This window comes from Pseudorhizobium xiangyangii, assembly GCF_020531965.1.
GTDB lineage: Bacteria > Pseudomonadota > Alphaproteobacteria > Rhizobiales > Rhizobiaceae > Neorhizobium > Neorhizobium xiangyangii.
Map to the genome: position 1 here is coordinate 1 of NZ_JAJAWH010000084.1, position 1,978 is coordinate 1,978.

Here is a 1,978-nt window from a genome sequence, read left to right on the forward strand (position 1 = left end):
GGGTTGCGATAGCCCTGATAGGTCTCGTTGCTCGTATTGGGTGCTGCCTGAATGTTGTTGTTGACCTGTACCCAGTAGAAGCTGAGCTTGCCGTCCTTCAACATGCGGTCTTGCTCCACCGCGTGATAGCCGGGCTTTTCAGGAATGATGCCTTCCGGCAGCTTCCAGATCTCCTCTGCGTGCTTGCGGTGCTCTGGATTGGTGACCGTCATATCGGCGGGCAGGCGGTGAGCAAAGGTGCCGACCTCGCGGGCTGTGCCGCAGGCCGAGGGCTGGCCGGTCAAAGAAAACGGGCTGTTGCCGGGCTCCGAGATCTTACCCGTCAGAAGATGGATGTTATAAACCATCTGGTTTGCCCAGACGCCGCGCACATGCTGGTTGAAGCCCATCGTCCAGAGCGACATGACCTTGCGGTTCGGATCGGCATAAAGCTCGGCGAGCTGCTCCAGGAAACCCTTGTCAACGCCGGTGAGTTCCGCCGTTTTATCGAGCGTGTAGTCGGCGACGAACGTCTTGAACGCTTCGAAGTCGATCGGTTCCATTTTCGTCGGGTCGCCGGCATTCGCAGCCTTCAGTTCCAGCGGATGCTCCGGCCTCAACCCGTAACCAATGTCATCGACGCCCTTCATGAACGTCGTATGGTTTCGGACAAACTCTTCGTTCACGCGGCCGGTGGTGATGATGTGGTTGGCGATGTAGTTGAGGATCGCAAGGTCTGTGCCGGGCTTGAAGATCATCGGAATGTCGGCGAGATCCATGCTCCGATGCGTGTAGGTCGACAGGACCGCGACCTTGACGTGCTCATACCCAAGCCGCCGGTCGGCAAGTCGTGACCACAGGATCGGATGCATCTCCGCCATGTTCGAGCCCCACAGCACGAAAGCGTCGGCATGCTCGAAATCGTCATAACAACCCATCGGCTCGTCCATGCCGAAAGTGCGCATGAAGGCATAGGCAGCAGATGCCATGCAATGGCGGGCATTGGGATCAAGGTTGTTGGAACGGAAGCCTGCACGCATCAGCTTCGTCGCAGCGTAGCCTTCAAAGATCGTCCACTGCCCGGACCCGAACATGCCGACGGCTGTTGGCCCTTTTTCCTTGAGTACCTTTTTGCACTGTTCCGCCATGACATCGAAGGCTTCGTCCCAGCTCACCGGCTCGAACTCGCCATCCTTGGCATATTGGCCACCGCGCTTGCGCAGGAGCGGCGTTGTCAGCCGGTCTTCGCCGTACATGATCTTGGACAGGAAATAGCCTTTGATACAGTTGAGGCCGCGATTGACCTCTGCCTGCATATCACCGTGCGTGGCGACGACCTGGCCTTCCTTGACGCCTACCATGACGCCACAGCCGGTACCGCAGAAGCGACAGGGAGCCTTCGACCACTTGATCTCTAATGACTCAACACCACCCGGCACGGGTTGCGCTGAGGCTGGAAGCGCTATCCCGGCAGACGCAGCGGCAATGCCGGCCGCATGCGCTTTCAGTAGATTACGCCGCGTTAGTTCTGCGCTCATCTTCGATTGCCTCTTCATCTTCTGCGTGTTCGTAGACCATGTTTGCAGCCACGACCCCCGGCATTGCCGAGATTTCGGACAACGTTGCGCCCAACTGACCGCTGGTGCGCCCCTCGATAACCACAATGATCTTGCCCCGCTCGACGGCAAAGACCTCAACATTTTCCATGGCGTCAAGCATGGCGCTCACTGACGCTTCGGCGCTGGGGCGTGCCACAATGACGGCACTGGACACGTAATAGCGCGCGCTTTTCTCAGGCATGGACAGCCTCCCTTTGGAATTTGACCGTCACCGCGGACACCGGGCAAACTGCAATGCAGGCTCCGCAACCGGTGCAGGCAGCTTCATCAATCTCGGGCAGGAAAGGCCCCCCGAGGCGCGGGCGGAACCTGATAGCAGCCGTGGGACAATGGTCGCGGCAGGCCTGACAGTCCACGCCGTTTGCCGGCAGACAACCCGC

3 protein-coding genes are annotated in these 1,978 nt (G+C 59.2%); all 3 read right to left on the reverse strand.

Annotation, left to right across the window (positions count from 1 at the left end):
- The coding region (napA, locus tag LH464_RS24235; RefSeq protein WP_226788955.1) for a periplasmic nitrate reductase subunit alpha at positions 1–1,517 on the reverse strand (1,517 nt) is incomplete at its 3' end.
- On the reverse strand, positions 1,492–1,779 hold the full coding sequence (locus LH464_RS24240; RefSeq protein ID WP_226788956.1) for a chaperone NapD: 288 nt from the start codon (positions 1,777–1,779) through the stop codon (positions 1,492–1,494). The genes napA and LH464_RS24240, both read right to left, overlap by 26 nt.
- Positions 1,772–1,978, reverse strand: a 207-nt coding sequence (locus LH464_RS24245) for a 4Fe-4S binding protein (RefSeq protein ID WP_226788957.1), incomplete at its 5' end; no start/stop codon positions are given. The genes LH464_RS24240 and LH464_RS24245, both read right to left, overlap by 8 nt.